The sequence below is a fragment of the Ignavibacterium sp. genome, assembly GCF_025998815.1.
GTDB lineage: Bacteria > Bacteroidota > Ignavibacteria > Ignavibacteriales > Ignavibacteriaceae > Ignavibacterium.
Genome location: NZ_AP026678.1, coordinates 3,078,242 through 3,099,816, shown reverse-complemented (window position 1 = coordinate 3,099,816; position 21,575 = coordinate 3,078,242). Strand labels below are relative to the sequence as shown.

At 33.9% G+C, this 21,575-nt stretch carries 20 protein-coding genes and 1 tRNA gene; 5 read left to right on the top strand and 16 right to left on the bottom strand.

Annotated features, from left to right (window positions below; translation table 11 throughout):
- Positions 1-25: 25 nt before the first annotated feature.
- Genes Q0X14_RS13395 through Q0X14_RS13380 form a run of 4 tightly spaced genes read right to left on the bottom strand, consistent with a single transcriptional unit; the run spans position 26 to position 4,053 of the window.
- Positions 26-1,144, bottom strand: a complete 1,119-nt coding sequence (locus tag Q0X14_RS13395) for a hypothetical protein (protein WP_297839603.1) — start codon at positions 1,142-1,144, stop codon at positions 26-28.
- Positions 1,119-1,862 carry a hypothetical protein gene (locus Q0X14_RS13390; protein WP_297839600.1) on the bottom strand — a complete coding sequence of 248 codons (744 nt, stop codon included), beginning with the start codon at positions 1,860-1,862 and terminating at the stop codon, positions 1,119-1,121. Before Q0X14_RS13390 ends, Q0X14_RS13395 begins: the two co-directional genes overlap by 26 nt.
- Positions 1,859-2,635 carry an acyl-ACP--UDP-N-acetylglucosamine O-acyltransferase gene (gene lpxA, locus Q0X14_RS13385; protein ID WP_297839597.1) on the bottom strand — a complete coding sequence of 259 codons (777 nt, stop codon included), beginning with the start codon at positions 2,633-2,635 and terminating at the stop codon, positions 1,859-1,861. Before lpxA ends, Q0X14_RS13390 begins: the two co-directional genes overlap by 4 nt.
- Positions 2,636-2,640: 5 nt before the next feature.
- Positions 2,641-4,053 carry a bifunctional UDP-3-O-[3-hydroxymyristoyl] N-acetylglucosamine deacetylase/3-hydroxyacyl-ACP dehydratase gene (locus Q0X14_RS13380; RefSeq protein ID WP_297839594.1) on the bottom strand — a complete coding sequence of 471 codons (1,413 nt, stop codon included), beginning with the start codon at positions 4,051-4,053 and terminating at the stop codon, positions 2,641-2,643.
- A gap of 230 nt (positions 4,054-4,283) precedes the next feature.
- Here Q0X14_RS13380 and Q0X14_RS13375 point away from each other — a divergent pair, with 230 nt between their 5' ends.
- The 3 genes from Q0X14_RS13375 to Q0X14_RS13365 are packed head-to-tail and all read left to right on the top strand — an operon-like array spanning position 4,284 to position 6,002.
- Positions 4,284-4,634, top strand: coding sequence for an H-type lectin domain-containing protein (locus tag Q0X14_RS13375; RefSeq protein ID WP_297839591.1), 351 nt, complete (start codon positions 4,284-4,286; stop codon positions 4,632-4,634).
- 28 nt (positions 4,635-4,662) lie between these two features.
- Positions 4,663-4,884 (top strand): LapA family protein, encoded by a 222-nt coding sequence (locus Q0X14_RS13370; RefSeq protein ID WP_297839588.1) that lies wholly within the window; start codon positions 4,663-4,665, stop codon positions 4,882-4,884.
- Positions 4,881-6,002, top strand: coding sequence for a DUF5694 domain-containing protein (locus Q0X14_RS13365; protein ID WP_297839585.1), 1,122 nt, complete (start codon positions 4,881-4,883; stop codon positions 6,000-6,002). Before Q0X14_RS13370 ends, Q0X14_RS13365 begins: the two co-directional genes overlap by 4 nt.
- A 111-nt stretch (positions 6,003-6,113) precedes the next feature.
- Here Q0X14_RS13365 and Q0X14_RS13360 read toward each other — a convergent pair whose 3' ends face one another.
- From Q0X14_RS13360 to Q0X14_RS13340, 5 genes are all read right to left on the bottom strand, one after another.
- Positions 6,114-6,320, bottom strand: coding sequence for a DUF2892 domain-containing protein (locus tag Q0X14_RS13360; protein ID WP_297839583.1), 207 nt, complete (start codon positions 6,318-6,320; stop codon positions 6,114-6,116).
- A gap of 95 nt (positions 6,321-6,415) precedes the next feature.
- The gene (locus Q0X14_RS13355; protein ID WP_297839579.1) at positions 6,416-7,096 is read right to left on the bottom strand and encodes a Crp/Fnr family transcriptional regulator; all 681 of its coding nucleotides are present in this window, start codon (positions 7,094-7,096) and stop codon (positions 6,416-6,418) included.
- The gene (locus Q0X14_RS13350; RefSeq protein ID WP_297839576.1) at positions 7,068-8,033 is read right to left on the bottom strand and encodes a cation diffusion facilitator family transporter; all 966 of its coding nucleotides are present in this window, start codon (positions 8,031-8,033) and stop codon (positions 7,068-7,070) included. Before Q0X14_RS13350 ends, Q0X14_RS13355 begins: the two co-directional genes overlap by 29 nt.
- A gap of 54 nt (positions 8,034-8,087) precedes the next feature.
- Positions 8,088-8,396 (bottom strand): hypothetical protein, encoded by a 309-nt coding sequence (locus tag Q0X14_RS13345; protein ID WP_297839573.1) that lies wholly within the window; start codon positions 8,394-8,396, stop codon positions 8,088-8,090.
- Between the two features lie 163 nt (positions 8,397-8,559).
- Positions 8,560-8,631: transfer RNA gene (locus Q0X14_RS13340), tRNA-Lys, on the bottom strand.
- A gap of 75 nt (positions 8,632-8,706) precedes the next feature.
- Between Q0X14_RS13340 and Q0X14_RS13335 the strand changes: the two genes are divergently transcribed.
- Both Q0X14_RS13335 and Q0X14_RS13330 read left to right on the top strand, forming a co-directional pair.
- Entirely contained in the window at positions 8,707-10,080 is a 1,374-nt protein-coding gene (locus Q0X14_RS13335; protein ID WP_297839570.1) for a sigma-54 dependent transcriptional regulator, read from the top strand.
- A 4-nt stretch (positions 10,081-10,084) separates the two neighbouring features.
- Positions 10,085-12,061, top strand: coding sequence for an ATP-binding protein (locus tag Q0X14_RS13330; protein ID WP_297839567.1), 1,977 nt, complete (start codon positions 10,085-10,087; stop codon positions 12,059-12,061).
- Between the two features lies 1 nt (position 12,062).
- Here Q0X14_RS13330 and Q0X14_RS13325 read toward each other — a convergent pair whose 3' ends face one another.
- Genes Q0X14_RS13325 through Q0X14_RS13295 form a run of 7 tightly spaced genes read right to left on the bottom strand, consistent with a single transcriptional unit; the run spans position 12,063 to position 21,561 of the window.
- Positions 12,063-12,755, bottom strand: a complete 693-nt coding sequence (locus Q0X14_RS13325; protein ID WP_297839564.1) for a response regulator — start codon at positions 12,753-12,755, stop codon at positions 12,063-12,065.
- Positions 12,752-16,273 carry a response regulator gene (locus Q0X14_RS13320; protein ID WP_297839562.1) on the bottom strand — a complete coding sequence of 1,174 codons (3,522 nt, stop codon included), beginning with the start codon at positions 16,271-16,273 and terminating at the stop codon, positions 12,752-12,754. The genes Q0X14_RS13325 and Q0X14_RS13320 overlap by 4 nt, the downstream gene beginning before the upstream one ends.
- A 15-nt stretch (positions 16,274-16,288) precedes the next feature.
- On the bottom strand, positions 16,289-16,651 hold the full coding sequence (locus tag Q0X14_RS13315; protein ID WP_297839559.1) for a response regulator: 363 nt from the start codon (positions 16,649-16,651) through the stop codon (positions 16,289-16,291).
- A gap of 6 nt (positions 16,652-16,657) precedes the next feature.
- A complete protein-coding gene (locus tag Q0X14_RS13310) occupies positions 16,658-17,881 on the bottom strand; it encodes a type II secretion system protein GspD (protein WP_297839556.1) in 1,224 nt (407 codons plus the stop codon).
- A gap of 10 nt (positions 17,882-17,891) precedes the next feature.
- A complete protein-coding gene (locus Q0X14_RS13305) occupies positions 17,892-18,782 on the bottom strand; it encodes a hypothetical protein (protein WP_297839553.1) in 891 nt (296 codons plus the stop codon).
- Positions 18,775-20,331, bottom strand: coding sequence for a hypothetical protein (locus Q0X14_RS13300; protein WP_297839551.1), 1,557 nt, complete (start codon positions 20,329-20,331; stop codon positions 18,775-18,777). Before Q0X14_RS13300 ends, Q0X14_RS13305 begins: the two co-directional genes overlap by 8 nt.
- Before the next feature lie 3 nt (positions 20,332-20,334).
- On the bottom strand, positions 20,335-21,561 hold the full coding sequence (locus tag Q0X14_RS13295; RefSeq protein WP_297839548.1) for a PilT/PilU family type 4a pilus ATPase: 1,227 nt from the start codon (positions 21,559-21,561) through the stop codon (positions 20,335-20,337).
- Positions 21,562-21,575: the final 14 nt, after the last annotated feature.

Genomic DNA, 21,575 nt, shown 5'->3' with positions numbered 1-21,575 from the left:
ACATTCTCACGAAATGATTGAATAGCTATCTGACGCCCCATTTGGCAAGCGGATTTGAGATTGTAATTCTTACAATTCCATTATCTGTTCCAAGCCAAAGGTAATTACCATCAAAATGGATTTTTCTGATTGTGGAAGTTGAGATATCAATCTGATTAAGATCAATCGGGATAACTTTTTTATTCAAACGATTTATCATATACAATCCTTTGCCATATTCGGATTTATCCTGCATCCGAAATTCATAAACACCGGCGAAGATATAATTGCCAACTTTTTCCAAAGCATAAATTCCATTTCCTCCAAGTCCATTTGCTTTACCTATTCTTTCCCAATTTAATTTTCTGTCATAAACATAAATTCCACCAATATTGTATTGAGGTTGTTCTTTCGTTATGAACTCATCCGTTCCGAACCAAATAGATTTTTTTTGAAAGAGAATATCAGTAACTGATACAGAAACACCTTCACCTTTAAACCAGCGACCTTTGTTTGTGAAATATTCCCAGGCAGTATTTTCATCTTTTGTTTTCAAGTTTAGTTTATGAACGCCGCTTTCAGCTCCAAACCAGATTGCGCTATCACCTTCTGCAGAGATACAGTTAATGTTATTTGTTTTTGAATTACCATTTATCTCTTTGTTGTATTCTTTGTAAGTGTTGGTTTTAAGATCGAACAATGTGATGTTTCTGAATCTTCCAATCCACAGTTTGTTGTTTCTTAAATCAAGATATAAAGTTCTTATCCAATTCCCGAACTCACCACCATCGGAAAATTTTTTGAGTGTCCATTTTTTAGTTTTCCTGTTAAAGATAAAAAGACCTTCATTACCACCACCCCAAATAAAATTTTTGTTAACCGCAACGCAGTGGAATAAATCATTATTTAATTCACTGGTTTTTGATGAGTAGTTGGTCCATTTGTTTTCTTTTGGATTGTATTGATAAATTCCCTGTCCGTAAGTGGCAACCCAAATTTCATTATCAAATTGTTTGATGTCAGTAATAAATGCTTTTTCAAGAAATAATCTTGATTCAATCTGAGCAAAAATTTTTTCTGAAGGAGAAAACAAGATTAGAATAAGTAAAAAACCAGTAAACTCAATACAATGATTTTTTTTATTGGAGAGAAAACTCTTTAACATCAACATCCGCATTAAAATGTTTTTTGAAACCTTGAATTAAACAATCAGAAAGATATTCATAATTAATTTCCTGTTTAAGAATTGACCTGAGATCAATTGTGGTTTCTGCAATTTCATTTTTTATCTGGGATTTTCTTTCATCATCAACATTCAGATAGTCTGTAATTTTCAGATGAAAATCTCCGCACAAAATTGATCCGTGCTGAAGAACAACTTTTCCTATTTTCCTTTGTGCACTGCCAACAAGTTTTTTATTTCTGAAATTTATTTCGCTCTTTGCAGATACAGCAAAACAAATTGCACTTTTATCTTCCTTATAAAAATTTTTGAAATCAACCTGATTGTGTTCTAATTCTAATTCGTTTAGTGAAGTATCAAATAAAATTAATCCTTCTCTGAGCGCAACATTAATTTCATTATAAATTTCTCTTGCAGAATAAATCAGTTCCAAAGGAAAAACAACCGAGTAAGTTAGTTCCTCTGAGTGAAGAATTGCTCTTCCTCCTGTCGGTCTTTTTACTACATCAATATTATCACTGAATGCTTTTGAGTAATTTACCTCATCCAATCTTTGATTTGCACCATGCGAAATACAATAAGGTTTCCATCTATAAAGTCTTAGAATTGGATTGGAAGGAAAACTTTTGGCAAGTTCAATATCAAAGTCCATATTGAATTTACCATTATTCTCTCCGGAGAGAATCACATCAAACTTCATTTGCCAATAATTCCTCGCTTACTCGAGCGGATAAATTCAACAACATGCTGAACATGTTTGTTATCAATTAATTCCTCTTCAATTTTCTTTAATGCCTGCGATACATTTAATGATTTGTCATAAATATAATTATAAGCCTTCTTCAGTGCTTCGATATCCTGAGTTGCAAAACCACGACGACGCAATCCTATAACATTTAATCCTGCAAACCGAAGTGGTAAATCTCCGCAAAGAATATAAGGTGGAACATCCTGAACAGCGCGCAAACCTCCGCCAACCATCGCGTGACAACCAACTTTACAAAACTGATGAACTGGTGTCATTCCACCAATGATAGCATAATCTTCGATATGAACATGTCCGGCAATCTGAACTCCATTTGCCAAAATAACATTATCACCTATTTCGCAATCGTGGGCAACATGTGAATAAGCCATCAGCAAACAATTTTTTCCTATTCGAGACATCTTTGTTTCTTTTGTTCCTCTGTGAAGAGTAACGAACTCATGAATCACTGTATTATCACCAATTATGAATACAGATTCTTCATTACCAAATTTTAAATCCTGAGGAACATGTGCGATTGAAGCAGATTGTTTAATCTTAACTTTGTTCCCGATTCTTGCACCATCATAAATAACAGCGTGAGGACCAATTTCACAATCATTTCCGATTTCAACATCATCCTGAATAATTGCGAACGGACCGATTTTATTATTATCACCAATTTTTGCTTTGGGGCTTACAATCGCGGTTGGATGAATAGAATTCATAAAAATTACTCTTCGGTTTTTTGTTCTCTATCTACAATACCAGCCATAAATTCAGCTTCAGCAACGAGAACATCATTAACATAAGAACGAGCAGCCATCATCACAACTTTACTTTTCTTCTGAGTTAATTCGACTTCCATAAAAAGCTGATCACCGGGAACAACAGGTTTTCTGAATTTGGCATTATTTATCTGCATAAAGTAAACTAATTTTTCTTCCGGATTTGGAAATGAGTTGAGAAGAAGTATTCCACCTGTTTGAGCCATTGCTTCGAGTATCAATACTCCGGGCATTATCGGTTGACCAGGGAAATGACCAACGAAGAAAGGTTCATTTACAGTAACTGATTTTACACCAATTACTTTTTTATCCATATCGAGATGAATTATCTTATCAACCAAAAGAAATGGATAACGATGCGGAAGAATTCTCTGAATTGCATTCGAATCGAAAACAACTCCTTCTTTCTTTACAAATTGAAATTTCTTTACAAGTTTTTTCTGTTGATAAAGTTTTCTTATCTGTTTTGCAAACTCAACATTTGCTTTGTGACCAGGACGAGCCGCAAGTATCTGAGCTTTAATTGGTGCACCAATCAATGCCAAATCACCCATTAAATCAAGAAGTTTATGCCTTACTGGTTCATTCTTAAATCTTAATTCTTTATTGTTCAGAATTCCTTTTTCACCTAAAACAAAATTTTCAGTTATTCCGATTTTCTTACCAAGTTCTTTCAGTTCATTATCATTTAAATTATGATCTACAATTACAACAGCATTATCCAAATCACCACCTTTAATCAAGCCCTGATTTGCAAGTGCTTCTACTTCACTTAGAAAACAAAATGTTCTTGCAGGTGCAAACTCTGTTACGAATTCTTTTTCAAGATCAAATAAACCAGTATGCTGACTGCCCAAAGCCGGATTCTGATAATCAACCATTACAGTAATTCTGTAACCATCAAGCGGAAGTGCAACAATATCAATTTGTTTTTCTTCATTGTGATACATTACAGTTTCATCAATCACAAGATAATCTTTTGGTGCTTCCTGCTGAACGAATCCTGCTTTCTGCAGAACCTCTACATAAGGTAAAGCACTTCCATCACCAACCGGCGGTTCAATTCCATCGAGCTCAATTATGATGTTATCAATTTGTAATCCTACGATTGCAGCTAAAACATGTTCTACTGTATGAACTTTAGCTTCACCAATTCCGATTGTAGTACCTCTCGAAACATCAACGACATGTTCAGCAACAGCAGGAATTTCCGGATTACCTCCCAAATCAACTCTTACAAATCTGATTCCGGTATTTTCTGCTGCAGGTTTAAAAGTCATCGTGCATTCAGTACCTGTATGAAGTCCGATTCCACTCATCGATACTGGATTAGCAATTGTTCTTTGTGTTTGAATCATATCCTTTCCTGATTTTATTTAAATTTTTTCGTGAGCCAAAATAAAAAGACAAGCTCATAAATACAATTTAAACGCTTCCTGATAATTATAATTGAAGGGCTTAATCACAAATTTTCACAACATCATTTAATAATAACCTGATAAAATTATTTTCAGGTTCGCTCATAATAGATTAATTTAACATTAGTTCTTCTCAACTCTTTACAACAACAATTCAACGGAGATTTGCTATGAAAAATTTATTATCTCTTACGGCAATCCTGACTTTATTTTTTCTTATCAATACTTCGGCACAGGTGCAATCAGGTACCTGGTCAGTAAAAGAAGGTCAGGCAGGATATAATCTTCATACCAATCAGGGTGAACGAGCAATGACAATAAGCGTACGCTTTCCAACACCATTCGAGAATAAACCAAAAGTTGCGTTGTCAGTTACCCAGATTGATGCTGATAAAAATGCAAATCAAAGATATAATGTTGAAGCAATTTCCATTTCGAGAGATGGTTTTACAATTAAAATAAGAACCTGGGCAGATTCAAAAGTATTCAGTATCAGCGGCTATTGGATAGCTCACGAATAATTAAACCATATATTTTTCAGAGAAAAAGATGAAAGCTAAAGTAATCATCACATTAATTCTTGTTGCAATATTTATTGTGTTTGTTATTCAAAATATTGAAGTAATAAATATTCACTTTTTGTTTTTCTCATTCCCTATATCGCAGGTACTGCTGATGTTTCTTGTTTTTGCTATCGGAGTAATTGTGGGAATGATGTTACCCGGTTTGCTTTCTAACAAAAATAAAAAAAGTGAGGTTTCTGATAAATGAAAGCCAAATTGATTTTGCTTATTGTCTCCTTTTCTGTTTTATTTTTTGGTTGTTTGAAAGAAATGCCTGATAAAGAACTAACCGTTTCAATTGAGAGTGAAGATCCCATTAAAAACTTACAGAAGCTTACACCTGATGAATTTAAATCCAATGTTCTGATACTTGGTGTTCCACCTTTGAATGTACTTAGGAAAGATTTTTCTCCAGCTTTACTTGATAGTTTGATTTTTGTACTAAAAAAATTCAATCCATCCTTAATTTGTATTGATGGAATATCACCCAAAGAAATAGAAGCATTTCAACATCTTGATGATTATCATTCAAAGCTTGTGAGTTCGCTTGCTCCTAAAGAAATTAAATTAGCTGAATTAGTAAGAAAAAAATATAAAATCAGTTACTCTAAAGCTGCTGATGAAGTTGATTCTTTGCTAAAAAAAGATTATTCACAAATTTCGTTTGATGATCGCTTGGAATTAATAAAAAATTTAATTGCTGCTTATGATATTTACAGTGCTTCGCTTCAATGGAGTTATTTTACAAAGGAAGAAAAATCCAGAGCTGAAATTGAACCATCAATAAAAGACGAGCTGGAAAATCTTGTAAACTCTAATGATGAAAATAGTTCAATTGGAATTCGGCTTGCCAGGCAATTGAAAATTCAAAAAATTTATCCGATTAATGATTACTCGGATAAATTTTATCTTGATAAAATTTCCGACAAACTTTATGAAGAAATGTTGATTAGTGAGGTTTATCTGAATTCACGAAAAGATGTTTTAGATTTTCAAACAGACAGAACACTAAAAGAAGGTTTGGCAAAGAAAAATCTTCTTCCATTTTTCAAACATATAAACTCATTAGATTATCTGATAAATTCATCAAATAAAAATTGGGGAATCTATTATAAAATGTTTCTTGATTCCGGTTTAGACAGAACAAGAGTTGCCCTTTGGGAAATGAAGTGTCTGAGAATTGCAGCAAACATCAGAGAGATAAGTTCATTCTATCCGGGCAAAAATGTTTTGGTAATAATTGATGTTTCTGCAAAACCTTTTCTTGAAGAATACTTAAGTTCAATGGGTGATGTGATTGTATCAAGTCTGGATAAGATTAATTAAAAGTAACACAACGATTTAAGATTGTAGTATTTATGGCTGCAGAATTTCAAAGAGAATTGGTATAAAGAAAAGATAGTCGCAGTTATTCTCTGCGACTATCTTCAAATCAACTTACACTTTCATTTTCTCAGTCGGGACTTTGGCTTTAGTTGAAACTCCCAACAGAGAATATGCAGGACAGAAGCCCATAAATGCAGTTATCAATGGAACAAGTCCTACTAATCCCCACCAACTTTCATTAAGATATCCGATTACAATAATTGCAAGACCAAGAACAATTCGGATAATTTTATCAGCGCTTCCAACATTAGCAGTCATTTTGACCTCCTTTAGTTTATTGAGAGAATTTTATTTTAACTTCTGATTCTAAAATACAGTTGGTGAGATGCAGGAAAAGTGACAAAGTCACAATATTATTTTTTTAGTTTTTCTTCGAGGGCTTTTGAATCAAGAATTGTGATACTTTTCCGGGAAAGAGTAATCAGGTTCGAATCTTCAAATTCTTTCAATAATCTACTCACAACTTCTCTTGATGTGCCAATATCGCTCGCAATTGCATAATGTGTTTTCAGAATTTCTTTATGACCAGGTTTGGCATTTTTAAGAAGATAATTAACAAGTCGTTTATCAACATTTCTGAAAATTATTTCTTCAACAATTGTGATTATATCAGCAAGTCTGTTACTTAATAAACCAAAAACATAAGAGCGCCAATGCTCATATTTATCAACCCATTCCAATAAAATTTCAGCTGGAATTGTTAAAACTTCGGTGTCAACTTCTGCCTGAGAAATTGCAGGAAATTTTTTCTTTGATAAGATGCAGGAAGCTGTAAGAATACACGAATCACCTTTGTTCAAATAGTAAAGTGTAATTTCCCTTCCGTTATCTGCAATTTTATAAACTTTTATTGAGCCATTCAGAACAAAAGAAAAATTTGAACAACTATCTCCTTCTGTTGAAATTATCTTCCCTTTTGGAATTCGGCTGTAAACCGATTGAGAAAGAAATTCCTCTGCTCCGGCTTTACTATAACCTTCCAGAAAAGGCAAGGCATTGAGTAATTCAGCTTGACTTATTTTTTGTCTGTTCAATTATATGATCTCTGCTTAATCTTTCTTCGGTAGCAGGTTCTACATGAACCAGAACATTTGAAATCTGTGGAAAGGTACTCTTAAGATAATCCTTCACATTGTGGGCAATTTCATGACCATCGTGTACTGTAAGATTACCATCAACGATTATGTGAATATCAATAAAATAGTCAAGTCCCATTTTTCTTACATAGCATTTATCAGTAGCAATCACTCCATCAACTGAGTTTGTTGCATTAATAATCTCCTGATTGATTTCTTTAGAAGGTGCTGCATCCATAATTTCATCAAGTGCAGGCCTTAGTAACCGATAAGCGTTAAAAATTATAACTCCGGAAGCAAACAAAGCCGCGAAATCATCAGCTTGTTCATAACCCTCACCACCTATTAAAGCAATTGAAATTCCAATGAATGCAGCACCGGAAGTTATAGCATCACTCCGATGATGCCAGGCATCGTTTTTAACTGCAACGCTGTTTACATCAGTTCCAACTTTAATGATGTATCTGAAAAGAAGTTCTTTTGTCAGAACAACAACAACCAACACTATTAAAGTAAATGGTGCCGGTGCATGATGTGGAGTTATTATTTCGTGAATGCTTTGTGTGATTATTATAATTGCAGCAACAAACAAGGCAATTGCAACAACTATTCCTGCAAAAGGTTCTGCTTTTCCGTGTCCATACGGGTGCTTCTGATCAGGAGGTAATTGGGCAATCCTTAATCCGGCTAAAACTATAATTGAAGTGAAAACATCAGAAGCAGATTCGATAGCATCAGCAACAAGTGCATATGAATTTCCCATTATGCCTGCAATTGCTTTAATTGCTGCAAGCAAAATGCTTGTGATAATTCCGAGTATCGTGGTACGAATTCCTTTATTAGCTGCTTCGAAGGAATTATTAGTGGTTAATATTTTTTTCTTCTTTAATGACATAAAAAAATTTTTTCTATGGGTTAAGCTATGAAAATTTAAATGAAAATATTATTTCTATTTTGGCTCCCATGCAGAGCCTTCACACGGAATAAAATCCTTCGTGGGATGCTTATCATACTTCATACAAAGAACTGCACTTTCATCAAAATGTTTACAGCTCGAACATAGCGAGGACTCAAGAACTTCTTTATTTTTCTCAACAAATTTTCTGTAGAAAGATATAGCTGGTGAGATTACAAAAAGATAAAAAGAAAGAGATACAATCAGCCAGAAATATTTCTCGCCCCAAACATCTTTACTAAACCAAAGAATTAAAATTAAAAATGCGGTTCTAATGATTGTCCAGAAAACTAATTCACCCATAAAATGCTCATTAAATGTCGGAAAAATTTACACTAAAATACATAAAATCTTTAGAAATTTGCTGATTTTAATATAATATGTTATTATTAGAGCGGTTCATTTGAAAAATTTGGCATGGAGGGCATAAAAAAAGCCACATTTAAGTGGCAATTTTTACTTGTTGTGAGCGCGGGTGGGCTCGAACCACCGACCCTCTGCTTAAAAGGCAGATGCTCTACCCCTGAGCTACGCGCCCTTAAAAATTTGAGTGCCAAATATATAGAACACTAATTTTTTATACAAATCATTGATAATTATTTAATGGTGGGATATGACAGAACTGGCAAAAAATTCTAAAATTCTCGTTTGTGATGACGAGGAAGCTTTATGTTACCTTCTTAAAGAGCAGCTTATCGAAGAAGGTTTTAATGTTGACGCCGTTTATGACGGCAAATATGCAATCGATGCAATTAAGCAAAAAAATTACGATGTTGTTCTTCTTGACCTTAATATGAGAGAGGTTCAGGGTGAAGAAGTATTGAAATTTATAAAAGATGAATATCCTTCGATAGAAGTAATAATACTTTCTTCACAAACGGAAATGAAGAAAGCCATTCAATGTATCAAAGCAGGTGCTTATGATTATATTCCGAAACCGCATGACCCCGAGGAATTAGTTTTAACAATCAACCGTGCGCTTGAACACAAAAATCTTCTTTTAAAGACCGAAATTTTAGAAAAAGAATTCCTTAAAAAACATCCTGTTAATATTATCGGTTCAAGTAAAGCTTTACACCGTGTTTTGACTTTGGCAAATAAAGCGGCAATGTCTGATTCAAATATTTTGATTGAAGGCGAAACAGGCACTGGTAAAGAATTATTTGCAGAATATATTCATAAGCAATCTGCACGAAAAGATAAACCATTTGTGGCAATCAACTGTGCATCATTGCCAGATCAGTTGATTGAAAGCGAATTATTCGGACATGAAAAAGGTGCTTTCACAGATGCAAAATCTACAAAGCAAGGTCTTGTTGAAATTGCTCACGGCGGAACTTTGTTTCTCGATGAAATTGGTGAACTTAGTTTATCACTTCAACCGAAACTTTTAAGATTTCTTGAAAATGGTGAATACAGAAGAATTGGTGGAGTAACAAATCTGACTTCAAATGTGAGAGTTATTGGGGCTACAAACAGAAATCTTTTGGAAGAAGCTGAAAACAGAAATTTCAGAAAAGATCTTCTTTTCAGACTGAATGTAATAACTTTAACTATTCCACCATTAAGAGAAAGAAGAGAAGACATAATTCCGCTTGCAAATTATTTTCTTGAATCAAAATCACCAATAAAGTCACCAAAGAGACTTTCACCTGAGGCAGCAGAGTTGTTAATGAATTATGATTTTACTGGAAATGTCAGAGAACTTGAACACATAATTGAAAGAGCAATTATTTTTGCAGATGGTGATGTAATCAAAGCGGAAGATTTAAATCTGCCAACTTCAAGAAGTGGCGTTGTTGCAAGAGGTAAAGGTCAGGTTGAAATTCCATCCGATATTTTAAGTATGGAAGAACTTGAAAAGTGGCATATTGAAAATGTTCTGAATGCAAACAAATGGGACAGAACACAAACCGCAATGCAACTTGGTATCAGTCCGAAGACTCTTTACACTAAAATTAAAAAATACGAACTCAAGCAGAATTGATTAAATGTCTGATGATTTGTTAAGAAGAATTAATGCAGCTGATTTATTTGAAATTCAGAATACAGGAATTGCATTAGCTGATAAAAACTTTAAAGTTACCTGGTTCAATAAAAGCTTTAAAAAGACTGCTGGCACCGGAAGGATAAAAGGAATTTCGCTCAGCAGTCTTTTTAATATAACATTACCTAATGAGAACGAAGTAATTTCGGGTTCCAAATCAATAGTTGTTCCTCTACCTTCTTACGGAAAAAATTTAATCATCACTCCAATATCTCAGGCAAAAAAAAATAATGAAGGGGCTTTCTTTGTAGAACTTTATCCTCTGTCAGATTACAGCGGTGATGTTCAAAATGACCAAATAATTCAGAATCTGAAGTTCCAGAAAGAGCTTCAGGAAATTTTAGTGTTACTTCTTAAAGAAAAATCAGTTGAATTAATTTCAGAGGAAGTTTTATCGAGATTATACAACATTACCAAGAGTGATTTTGGTATTGTCGTGCTTTATGAAAGAGATGATAAGCGTCATTACATTTATTTTGATCCTCAGAATGTAATTTCATCGAAAGAAGAAATTGAAAAAGTTTTAAGTTACAATTCTTCTTTTATTACAAAATGGCTCGATATAAACAGAAGACCTTTACTCGCATTAAATCATCAAAATAATATTGGTTATGGAATTGTTCAGTCGTTGAATTGTGAATCAGTTTGCATTGCTCCCTGCTATTTTGATAATGTTCTTGAGTCTGAAATAATTCTTGGAAAATTAAACAGTACTTTCTCGTCATCCCACATAAGTATAGTTGAACAATTCGCTACGATACTATCATTTGCAATAAGTAACATCAAGACACGTGAATTAAATCAGGCATTGGAATCAAGATTATTGCAGGCACAAAAACTTGAAACAATCGGGAAACTTTCAAGCGGAATGGCTCATGATTTTAATAATCTTTTATCAAGCATCTTCGGTAGCTTGAATCTTCTGAGAAGCAGAGTGCCTGCATCTGAATCTGTAACAAGATTAATCGATAATATTGAGAACTGCTCCGTTCGTGCTAAAGATCTTACAAAAGGATTATTATCATTTGGAAAACCAACACCCAAGCGAAAAGAAATTGTTTATCCAAATCTTTTACTAAACGAATTAATAAAAGTTATTATTCAAACATTTCCAAAGAATATTACTATTGAAGAAAAAATTGAAAATAATCTTCATAGCATTTTAGGAAACAGCACTGAAATTTATCAGATACTTCTTAATCTTTGTGTTAATGCAAGAGAAGCAATTGAAGGTAAAGGCAAGATTACTATTTCAGCAGAAAATATTCTTATTGATGAAAAGAATTCAATCAACTTCCCTCTTCTTGATAAAGGTAAATATGTTAAGCTTTCTGTAAGTGATACAGGCGTTGGGATTGACGAAGAAAATCTTTCAAAAATTTTTGATCCTTACTTTTCAACAAAGCAAAAAGAAACCGGCTCAGGGTTGGGCTTATATGTTACTTACGGAATAATAAAAGCACACAATGGTCATGTTGATGTTTCAAGCAAAGTTGGTGAAGGGACAACATTCGATGTTTACATTCCTGCTTTCGAGCCAAATAAAATTGATAAAACCAAATCAGGAAATAAAATAATAATGCTCGCTGACGATGAAGAAATGTTGAGTGACATCCTTGGTGAGATGCTTGAAACTTATGGTTACTATGTTGTTAAAGTAAAATCATCCGAAGAAGTGATTCAGGTTCTGACTGAAGAAATAAAAGTTGATTTACTTATAATTGACTATAACATGCCTGAAATGAACGGTCTTGAATGCGTGTCTGAATTAAGGAAAAGAAATTTTAATATGCCGGTAATTCTGTCTTCAGGAAGTTTAAGTTTTGATGATGAAGAATTAAAGAAAGTAAATATCCAAAGTAAACTTTTGAAACCTTATGAATTCGAAACTATGTTAAAGACAATTCAGGAACTGCTCTAATTTACTCTAAAACATCCTTGCCTTCATCTATCTGATCTTCATCCAGTTTAACCATTTTAATATTAGAAGTATACTTCGAAAGAACAGGTGTTCTTATTTCATTAAGTTGATTTAATACTTCCGTAATTTCTTTGATTGCAATATCGATATAATTCATTCGCTTTAAAATCATCTCTTTGGAAATTTCATCTTTCTCTAATTCTCTTTTTATCGCAGTTGATGATAAGCTTAATAATGTCAGTGGTTGTTTGATTTTATGATTTGCAGTTACAACAGTAGCCATAAAAGTATCTCGCTTCTCTGCCTCAAGCAGAAGCTTGTGTGCTTCAGATAATTTCAAAGCAGATTTAACTCTTGCAAGAAGTTCAACTCTGTTAAATGGTTTTTTAATATAATCAAAAGCTCCGGCTTCAAGTCCTTCTTTTGTATCTTCAGCGCCGGACTTAGCTGTTACAAGAATTATTGGAATATCTTTGGTTGCAGGATCATTTACAAGTCTGCGACAAACTTCAATGCCGGTAATATCAGGCATCATAACATCAAGCAAAATTAAATCAGGTAATTCTGTCAATGCTTTTTCAATACCTGTTGAACCATTGTATGCGGTTATTACTTCATAACCTTCATGCTCCAATCGGTCCTGAAGCATAAAAACATTTTCTGGTAAATCATCAATTACTAAAATTCTTTTCATAAATTATTTTGTTTAGCTTTTGAGAAAAGTTGACTAATCTTTGCTGATATTATCGTTGAGTTAACTGGTTTTGGGATGTAATCGTTAAATCCAAATTTAAGTATTACTTCTTTATCACCGGACATTGCTTTTGCAGTTACTGCAAAAACCGGAACATCGGATATAGCTTTATTTAATCTAATATTCTTCAGTGTTTGAAAACCATCCATTCCGGGCATCATAATATCTAACAAAACTAAATCAGGTTTGATATGATCCAACATTTTAAGACATTCATTACCGGATTTTGCCAGATATGTTTTATAGCCCATTGACTGCACTAATTCATTCATTGTAAAAAGTGTATCGGGATCGTCATCAACAATTAAAATTTCTTCTTGTTCTTTCGAAATGTTTTTCCGACTTGAGATAGTTTCGGAATCATCTTTCTTGATGTGTTGCTTAATTGGAGATAATTGTTTTGATTCTTCCTGAAGTTTGATTCTGTCGCGGACAATTTTCAGAACATCCATTGGATGTCCCTGAGATTTTACTGCGATATGTTCAACAATCGAATTAAGGGATTTCTTTTCATCATCAGTCAAATCTTTTGCTGTGCTAATTATGATAGGTATGTTTCTGGTTGTTCTGCTCGATTTAAGTTTATGTGTGAGCGAAATTCCATCCACTTTAGGCATAAGTAAATCAATTATTATCAAATCAGGCTGAACTTCAGAAATTTTATTGAAAGCATATTCGCTATCCTGAATATATTCTATTGAAATATTTTCAGATTTAAACGCTCTCTTAAATTTTTCAAACTCAAGTTCGTCGTCATCAACAATTACAATCTTTTGAATTTTTTTCTGTGTAGATGCTTCAAGTTTATCAAAAGCTTCAAGAAGATTATCGGCGTTTATTGGTTTAACAAGATAATCGAAAGCCCCCAAACCAACTCCAATACTTTTATCACCAACAAAAGAAACAAGAATAACGGGAATATCTTTCGTCGCTGGATTTTCTTTTAGCTCTTTTAATGCAGACCACCCATCTTTATCCGGAAGAATTACATCCAGAGTAATTGCAAATGGCTTATTTTCTATTGCAAGCTTGATTCCACTTTCTGCATCAGATGCGAAGATAACTTCATAACCTCGCGTGGTGAGATATTGTCCGATTGTAAAGCGTACATCAGGATCATCATCAATAACAAGAATAGGTTTGTTTGTATTTCTTTTTGCAACCTCAAGTGAATCAATTTCAAAATCTTTGTTCCATAAGTCACTTCGATAATTAATTGGAATTGTAAAAGAAAAGATTGAACCTTTTCCAACTATACTTTTAACCCAGATTTTACCACCAAGTAAATCGATAATCTTTTTGGAAATTGCCAGACCTAATCCTGTTCCACTATATCTTCTGGTTGTTGAACCATCTACTTGTCTGAATTCTTCAAAAATAATTTTTTGTGCATCCTCAGGAATTCCAATTCCGGTATCGCTAACGGAAAAGACCAAATAATTATCATCAGTCATAGCAACACTTAATTCAATATTTCCTTTGTCTGTGAATTTAACCGCATTACCGAGAAGATTAATTAGCACCTGCGTAACTCTGCCTTTGTCAGTAGTGACTATAATTCTTGTATCGCATTTACGATTTACAGTGAATCGTAATCCTTTTTCATTGACAAGCGGTTGGATTGTTGATGCAACATCTTCAATAAGTTCTTCCAGAAGAATCTCTTCTTCACGGATTTCCATTTTGCCTGCTTCAATCTTTGATAAATCAAGTATGTCATTAATAAGATTCATCAATCTCTTTCCGCTTTTTAATACTACTTCAAGTCTCTCACGGTTTTTATCATCAAGCTGAGCTTTGTCAAGAATCAGTTCAGTTAAACCAAGAATGGAATTCATTGGAGTTCGAAGTTCGTGCGACATACTTGCAAGGAATTGTGATTTTAACTTTGTTGATTCCTCTGCCTTCTGTTTTTGGATTTCCAGTTCTTTTGCTTTTTCTTTAAGCTGGTCAGAAAGTTCCAACAAAGTTTTATTCTGCTCTGTTATCTGCTTATTCTGCTTTTGCATTTCTTCGTTAAGGCGACTTAGTTCCTTCACAAAGTTTTCTAACTGAACAAAAGCTTTTGCATTAGTCAGACCGATTGCAAGTTGATCCTGGATTTTTGAAAGATAATTAATCGCTTCATCAGATGGCTTGTTCAATGAACCGAACTCCAGAACCGCTACAACTTTATTTGAATAAATTACAGGTCTTATGTGCAGATATTTAATTTTGATATCAAAAATTCCTGTCGAAGCAACCGGAAGAAAATTTTCAGATTCTATTGTCAGTGGTTCTTTAGTTTCAATAACTTTTTTATAAAAAATATTGTTCTCTACTGCAATTTTATTGTTTCCAAGTCCGAACGAAGTAATAAAACTAATCTCGTTATCATCGACTGAATAAATTGCACCAACAGTAAATCCGCAAGTGTTAATAATCTTTTTCAGTGCTGCTTCAGATATTTCAGTTAAAGAGGGATTTTGATTAATAAGAGTTATAAACTCAGTGTAGTCATTCATCGCTTTCTGATTTTTTACAATCTCATCAAGCATAAGATTGAACGCATCACCTAATCTGGCAACTTCATCCTTACCTTTTATAAGTACCCGTGTATTGTAATTGCCACTTCTTATTTCTTCTGTTGCAAAACTCAACTCACCAATCTGTCTTCTTATTTTGTTTGTAAGAAGGTAAGTAAGTATCAATGAAATTATAATTCCAACAAAACCAATGATGAACAAAACATTTTTTAAGGTATCCCTTAGGATTGCTGCTTCACCCATTTTGTTAAAAATCAGAAAAGAAAGATTGGTCTTCAGAACTTCATCTGAACCAGTTTTGTACAAGGTTGCAAGAATATCAGAAGCTTTAGTTCCCTGAGTATAAATTTCAAAACTATTCTTGCTCTTCAAATAGTTATATGCTGTATTAATAAGGTAAAGGTATTCTCTGTTAACAGTTGGATTTGAAAGCTCTGCTGCTGAATTTTCCCAAATAACGGCAATCTCTGCGTTTATTCTTTGTGCTATATCGTCAATAAATCCAGCGTTTATTATTTTGCCATAGATATAAGTTTGTCCTTCAAAATTTTTTCTTTTAACAATGGCAAGAGGATTAATTTCCAGAAATTTAGAAACAGTTTTTACATCCGGATTGATTAAAACATTTTTAGTTAAATAAATTTTTTCAATTGTTTTTTCATCATCTTTAACTGAGATAACAAAGTCTAATGTCCTGGAATTAATAAATTCAGTTTTATTTTTGTTTTCAAGAAATGATAGTAATTCTTCATCAAGATCAGATAACAATTTCTGAAAAGAATAAATAAAACTATTTGATGAATTGATTAGATTTTTGGTTTGCTGTGAGTTGAGTGTATTAAAAATCAGAGAGTAAAAAACTGTGGCGGCTGAAAGAAGAATAATAACTACTACAGTAAAATTTATTAGCAGTATTCGAAAGCTTATTTTCATTTGGTATCATTATCTCTACTCTTTTTGGAGTACTTTTCTGATTGTAATCAGTAGCTCGTCAAAATCGTAAGGTTTGCTGAGGAAATCATTCGCACCCATTTTAGCTGAATCAATAGCACTTTTAACATCAGCATAAGCCGTAAGAACAATCACTTTAGCTTTAAGATCACGATATTCCATCTCTTTCAGCACTTCAAAACCATCAATCCCCGGCATTTTAAGGTCAAGAAGCATTAGATCAACTGATTTTTTTCTCAGAAAATCTAATGCTTCAAAACCATTATTTACATAATTTACTTCGTAACCAACTTCTGAAAGTTCTTCACTGAGCACTTTGCATAAATTAACATCATCATCAACTATCAAAATTGATTCCATTTTAATTTACCTGTTTTCAATTGATTCAGTACCGTTGAGCTGATAATATTTAATTCTGTTGTTTGATTCTACTCTTTCCTTAAGAATTAAATTATCAGAAGTTGGATTGTTATGTCTTTCCTGCAGAGTAGGAAGCAACTCTGCTTTAAGTAATATTACCAGTTCTTTCTTTGTAACGGTAGTTTGATCCGACCCGAATAAATATCTTAATCCGAAAAACCATCCGGGCAAATCTTTCAAGAAAGGAATTCCATTTCTGGTCTGAGTTTCTTCGTTAACAAACAACCCACCAAGAACGGTCTCTTCGCCGTTGAGCATAAGAATCTGAGTAGAAGCGTTAGTCTTTCTGATTTCTGTCGTTTGTTCATTGAGAGAGAATGAACTTCTTTCAACAAGGATTTTAAGAAGTATATAATCAATTCCCTTCTCATTATAAATATATGGAGTAACTTCAATAATAGTTCCGGTTGGGAAGAACTTTTCAACAGTGTTTCCGGCAAAATCTCTGGTTCTAACAGAGAAATCTGAACCGACCTGAATTCTTCCCTGATTTTTATCTCTCACAACTACTGAAGGATTAGCGATGATTTCACCAAGGTTTTCTTCTTCGAACCATCTGAACAAAGCGGTTGCCTGACCGAAGAAACTTCCTACTTTACCAGATGCTTCACTTGTAATGTTTAATTCTGGTGGTCTTGTTTGCTGCTGTTGTTGCGAAGTGGTCTGAGTAAATAATTCAGCACCAACATTCCAATCTCCTTTTGATAATAATATTTTCCAGTCGATTCCTCTTTTCTTAGATTCTGAAACATTCATTTCAAAAAAGACAGCAGAAATTTTCACTTCTCTTGTATCAAAGGATGCATATTCTGGTAAAGATTTTAATTTATCTTCGCCAGGTCTCTTTACAATTATTACATCTTCAGTTTCTTCGAAGATATAACCATTATATTGAACAATAACGAGTAATGCTTTATCGTATGGCATACCTTCGATTTCAATTCCGATTGGATCTTTAGAATCAACTGTAGAAACGATTCTCTTTCCGGTAGTCATTTCACTCACTTTACTTAACAAAGCAATTGCTTCATTAAATGGAAGTGACTGAGAAAGAGTCACTAACTCATCGGGATTTCTGAAAGTCTTGAATTGTTTTTCAAGACGCTGCTGTGGGAGAACATCCCCAATTAAAACAAACACAATGATTAAGATTGAAGTTATTGTTTTCATTTTACTTCTCTTATTTTTTCTTATTAAACTCTGAACGATCTAATTCAAGATCTACATTTTCTATTATACCACCTTTATTAAGAACGAAGCTGACTTTGCTGTTCTGATAATCAATTTTAGTAAGATAACCCAGATAAACCTGCTCACCTTCCCAAACAAGATAAGTATTACCTTTAGTGTCAGCTATGAAAGCACCCTCAGGAATTAATGCAAGCAATCTTGCACCCTGAACATCAAGTAAACCATCAACATTAGGCGGAATCTCATTCCTGATCAACGGGAAGAATGCATCATAAATTTGACCAGTTCCAAGATTGTTTTCAACAGGCACAGCAGGTGCAAATCTGCTGTCGGTGGAAAAATATGCCACAACATCCATTGTAAAATTTACAAGGAACAATGGATTTTGGTTTTTATCCGTCTTAACAAGGTTTCCGAAACTTATAGTTTTGATTTTCTTCAACTCTTTACTCTGTTCGATTGCATAAATTAATCTGTACACTTCGTTGAAGTAACCAAAACCCGAAAGTTTATAGGAATGAGTTATAAACTCTTTATCCTGTTTTTGGTCTAGATATTCAACATTCACTTGTGTCTGGTCCGAAAAACCAGCAATGATACCATTAATAAAGTTAAAGAACTTTATAGATGATAGATTTTGTGGAATGTTGAATTTCCGGTTTGCAAGTATCGAGTCCAGTTCTGCTGATCTTTTTGCTAATTCCATATAGCGGTTGTTAAGCTCAACAGGGTCAATCACCTTTGCGTTAAGCTCTTTAAGTTTTTCTCTTTTTTCATCCAGCTTTTTGCCCTGGATAAAAATAAGATAAATTAGTCCCGCTGCAACTATTATAACAAGAAGACCAAGAAGAACCAGAGTGCTTCGTAGTTTTTTATTCATGTTTCTTCGGGTATGATGATATATCAAAAATTATATTGAATTTATATGCATTTTGCTCTCTAAGCGGTTCATAAAGAACACTCTTGAGAGTTGCTGATTCCAGGTTAGTTGCGAACTCACTAAGTGCAGGTCTGTCAAGGCCGTATCCTTCAAGTAAAACGGTCGGACCATCATCCTTGGAAATTCTTGAAAGCCATAAGTTCTGCTTTCTTCCTGCAAATGTAGAAATATCACTTATTACTTCGTGCCATACACCCGCACCAGCAGAAGCTGAGTCAAGAATAGCAACTGTTTGATCAAAGCTGTTAATCTTTCCTTCAAGTTCTGCAATCCTGGATAGAACTTCTTCATTCTGCCTTAACAGCAAAGTCTTCTGAGTTATTTCCTGATCCATCTGAGCAGCATCTTTATTATTCTGCAATACTTTTAGTGTAATCAAAAATGGAGCTAAGAATAATAAAGGTAAGACTGCGAAACTGTGCCAGGAAAACTGGAAGAACTTCTGCTCTTCAGAAATGTACTTTGGAAGAAGATTTATTCCTTTATGTTCTTTAGCAAGTTCATCAAAATATTCGGTGGCAATTGCCATCGGAACACTGAAAGAAGAAATCTTACTCTTTACTTCATCATTCAATGAAGAAAGGTCAAAATCGTCAAACTCAAGACGACTTACATTTGCTTCGGGAAATGTACCATAGAAAGATAGAATAAGATTTTCAGAATCATCTTCACCACAAACGATAATATTATCAAGTGATGATACACCACCTGTTTCCATCTCAAGAAGTATTTTTGAGAAGTAAACATCGTAAGTATGAAGATTAAGTGTACCTATATCAAGTGTAGTTCCGATGTGTTTTAATTTTCTTCCGTGTAAGAAAATTAATTTACTGTATTCTTTCCCGATATAGACAATCAGACTTTGATCATCCGGGAAGAATTTTTTGCGTTTAGCCACATAGTAAGCAAGTGCAACATCGGCACTTTTAATTGTAGGCACTTTGAAGAACTTCTTGCCGAAATGATTTGCAATTCCGTTGATCAGATTTACACAAGCAACTTGTCCGTCGACGAATGCTGCAAGTAAACCACCGTCGGAAAGTTCTGTATAGTCAATACTGCCTTTCTCCACATTAATATTTTTTGAATCTCTGATTTCATTAATCAAAGACTCAATAATTTTCTGAGGTTTAAGGTCTTTTCTTCCCTCATAAGTATGATAGAAAATGGCAGGTTCTGTAAGTGCCGGGATGAATTCAACTTTCGCAGGATTGATATTCTTAAATGCCTGAGCCATCGCAATGATGCTCGGAGAATCTGCTTCACCGATTAATCCTGCTGCTGCTTCAGGATTTGAATCAATCCCTTCAAGTTGAAGTCCTTCTGTATCGAGACTAAAGGGGGTAGTTGATTCTGTTCCAACTTTAGGAGACACAACATCAACTGCGGCAGTACTAAGCACTTTAAGCTTCGTACTTCCTTTTTCTTTAGTCACGACTGCAAGTTTTGTATCGTTGCCTTCGCAATATATGCAGGCGATTGTCTTCATTTTTTATGCTGCTAGTATTTGATGAATTCTTGTTTTGTTGTTTGCGTAAGTAATTGCTGTTTCCAAAGAAATTTTCTTCTCCAAATATAATCTCTTTAAATCTTGTTCCATAGTGATCATTCCCTGTGCGCCACCCTGATTCATCATCATATAAATTTCACTTGTGTTATTATTTTTTATTGCTGCTTTAACACTCGGGGTAACAATAAGTACTTCTTTTGCAAGAACTCGCTTACCATCCAGACTCGGAACAAGTTTCTGTGATACGATTGAAATAAGTACATCAGCTAATCTGTTTCGCACACGCTCCTGTTCTGTAGGATGAACTTCTGCTATAATTCTGTCGATGGATTCAACGGCAGAAGAAGTATGTAATGTTGAAAATACTTTATGACCTGTGTCGGTTACTTCGAGAGCAGCCATAATAGTATCCGGGTCTCTCATTTCACCAACGATTATAATATCAGGATCTTGTCTTAATGCCTGTACAATTCCATCTTTAAATGTTGCAACATCTCTTCCTACTTCACGATGTTTAATCAACGAAACATTTGAAGTGTGAACATATTCAATAGGCGCTGCAATTATTATGATATGACAAGGGTCAAATTTATTATGATGATCAACAATAGAATCAAGTGTTGTTGATTTACCGGAACCAGTTATACCTGTAATCAGAGATAAACCAAATTTAATATAACCATGGCTCATTGTCCGGACCACATTTGGATGAAACTCTAAACTCGCAAGTGGTCTTATTGTCTGGTTAATTGCTCTCATATTCAGAGTCAAAGTATCCAGATCAAAATAAGCATCTGCTCTGAATCTTACATTTACATTTCTTCTTTCATAAAGAAAAGTGTAACTGAAATCCAGGTTTTTATTTTCCCAAAGGTGTTTTCTTTGATTAGTATTCAGAAGGTTAATTATAATTGTTGCTGCTTCATCGTCTGAAAATTGCGGGAGGTCCTTTGCTCTTTCTTTATTACCATAGACTCTCATCCAGATATAACCGCAATTACCATGACCACCGACTTCAATATCTGAAGCATCGCGCTCAATCATACTAGTGAGAAATTTATTGAAAAGTTTACGGAGAAGTATTTTATCCTGATCTTTAATCTTGTCGATATTCTCTATTATATAATGAACACGATCAGGACCAAACAAGCCTTCGGGAATTGTTCTGCAGAAAACTTCAAGTACTTTTTTTTCTTCTTGAACGTTCACAATACTCCCTAAAA

Excerpts from the sequence above, each read along its gene's own strand:
- Q0X14_RS13395 (WP_297839603.1), bottom strand. The coding sequence starts at position 1,144 with ATGTTAAAGAGTTTTCTCTCCAATAAAAAAAATCATTGTATTGAGTTT.
- Q0X14_RS13390 (WP_297839600.1), bottom strand. The coding sequence starts at position 1,862 with ATGAAGTTTGATGTGATTCTCTCCGGAGAGAATAATGGTAAATTCAAT.
- lpxA (WP_297839597.1), bottom strand. The coding sequence starts at position 2,635 with ATGAATTCTATTCATCCAACCGCGATTGTAAGCCCCAAAGCAAAAATT.
- Q0X14_RS13380 (WP_297839594.1), bottom strand. The coding sequence starts at position 4,053 with ATGATTCAAACACAAAGAACAATTGCTAATCCAGTATCGATGAGTGGA.
- Q0X14_RS13375 (WP_297839591.1), top strand. The coding sequence starts at position 4,284 with ATGAAAAATTTATTATCTCTTACGGCAATCCTGACTTTATTTTTTCTT.
- Q0X14_RS13370 (WP_297839588.1), top strand. The coding sequence starts at position 4,663 with ATGAAAGCTAAAGTAATCATCACATTAATTCTTGTTGCAATATTTATT.
- Q0X14_RS13365 (WP_297839585.1), top strand. The coding sequence starts at position 4,881 with ATGAAAGCCAAATTGATTTTGCTTATTGTCTCCTTTTCTGTTTTATTT.
- Q0X14_RS13360 (WP_297839583.1), bottom strand. The coding sequence starts at position 6,320 with ATGACTGCTAATGTTGGAAGCGCTGATAAAATTATCCGAATTGTTCTT.
- Q0X14_RS13350 (WP_297839576.1), bottom strand. The coding sequence starts at position 8,033 with ATGTCATTAAAGAAGAAAAAAATATTAACCACTAATAATTCCTTCGAA.
- Q0X14_RS13345 (WP_297839573.1), bottom strand. The coding sequence starts at position 8,396 with ATGGGTGAATTAGTTTTCTGGACAATCATTAGAACCGCATTTTTAATT.
- Q0X14_RS13335 (WP_297839570.1), top strand. The coding sequence starts at position 8,707 with ATGACAGAACTGGCAAAAAATTCTAAAATTCTCGTTTGTGATGACGAG.
- Q0X14_RS13330 (WP_297839567.1), top strand. The coding sequence starts at position 10,085 with ATGTCTGATGATTTGTTAAGAAGAATTAATGCAGCTGATTTATTTGAA.
- Q0X14_RS13325 (WP_297839564.1), bottom strand. The coding sequence starts at position 12,755 with ATGAAAAGAATTTTAGTAATTGATGATTTACCAGAAAATGTTTTTATG.
- Q0X14_RS13320 (WP_297839562.1), bottom strand. The coding sequence starts at position 16,273 with ATGAAAATAAGCTTTCGAATACTGCTAATAAATTTTACTGTAGTAGTT.
- Q0X14_RS13315 (WP_297839559.1), bottom strand. The coding sequence starts at position 16,651 with ATGGAATCAATTTTGATAGTTGATGATGATGTTAATTTATGCAAAGTG.
- Q0X14_RS13310 (WP_297839556.1), bottom strand. The coding sequence starts at position 17,881 with ATGAAAACAATAACTTCAATCTTAATCATTGTGTTTGTTTTAATTGGG.
- Q0X14_RS13305 (WP_297839553.1), bottom strand. The coding sequence starts at position 18,782 with ATGAATAAAAAACTACGAAGCACTCTGGTTCTTCTTGGTCTTCTTGTT.
- Q0X14_RS13300 (WP_297839551.1), bottom strand. The coding sequence starts at position 20,331 with ATGAAGACAATCGCCTGCATATATTGCGAAGGCAACGATACAAAACTT.